We start from the raw sequence: 1,012 nt of genomic DNA, 5'->3' as shown, positions 1-1,012 counted from the left end.
TTTTTAAACTATATAATAAAGCAAACTAATATTTTAATGTAAAGGGTGGATATAAACATGACTGAAACAATAAATGCTGTAGACAGAATATTAGATATAATAATGTTTTTATATAGCAAGAGGAAAGAAATGGGGATAACTGAAATAAGCAAAGAATTGGGTCTGTCTAAAAGTACTATACATAGGAATTTAGCTACATTAGAAAATAGAGGATTTGTAACCCAAAATCCAGAAACAGGGAAGTACTGGCTAGGATTAAAGTTTTACTCTATTGGAATGGCAGTAGGACAAAAAATTTCGATAAAGGAAATTACTAAACCTTTTGTTGAAGAGTTAAATAAAGAATTTAATGAAGTTGTATCAGTAAGCGTTTTATCAGATCACAGTCAGAATTCCCTGAACTGTATAGTTGTTTATAAAAACTGTGGCAAAACTAGGTTACAGACAGTTAATACTTATGAAGGTAGTATAATGGATATACATTGTTCTGCAGCAGGAAAATGCTTGTTAGCTTTTAATAATGAACTGATAAATGAAGAAAAATTTAATGATCTAAATGTTAAAAAATATACAAATAAAACTATAATTAGTTGGGAAGAATTAGAATATGAGTTGAAAAAGATTAAAGAAAATGGATATTCAATTGATGATGAAGAATATGAAGTTGGACTTATTTGTATAGCAGCTCCAATACTTAATAGCGAAGGTGAGGCAATAGCAACTATAAGTTTATCAGGTCCTGTTTATCGTGTGAAAACAGATGATTTTGATTATAGAGTAAAAAGAGTTATAGAAACAGCAAAATTAATATCAGAAAATATAAAATAATAGATAATTAAAAGAACTTTAAATTTGTTAAAAAATTAGGGTTCTTTTTTTTGTGCAAAAAAATTTTACGAATTTTTGAATTATGGTTGCTATTTAAAATATATGCTGATACTATGTAAGTATAAAAATGGAAAGATATTCCTGACAACGGAACAACTAAAAATAATTTTAAAAAAATAAATAT

At 26.5% G+C, this 1,012-nt stretch carries 1 protein-coding gene; it reads left to right on the top strand.

What is annotated here, in order from left to right; genetic code table 11:
* The first annotated feature begins 57 nt into the window (after nucleotides 1–57).
* Entirely contained in the window at nucleotides 58–828 is a 771-nt protein-coding gene (locus NSA58_RS20555) for an IclR family transcriptional regulator (RefSeq protein ID WP_039681232.1), read from the top strand.
* Nucleotides 829–1,012 lie beyond the last annotated feature (184 nt).

It is taken from the genome of Terrisporobacter muris (assembly GCF_024621905.1).
In the GTDB taxonomy this organism is placed as follows: Bacteria; Bacillota; Clostridia; order Peptostreptococcales; family Peptostreptococcaceae; genus Terrisporobacter; species Terrisporobacter muris.
This window is presented reverse-complemented; position numbering and strand designations above follow the sequence as displayed.

Excerpts from the sequence above, each read along its gene's own strand:
- NSA58_RS20555 (WP_039681232.1), top strand. The coding sequence starts at position 58 with ATGACTGAAACAATAAATGCTGTAGACAGAATATTAGATATAATAATG.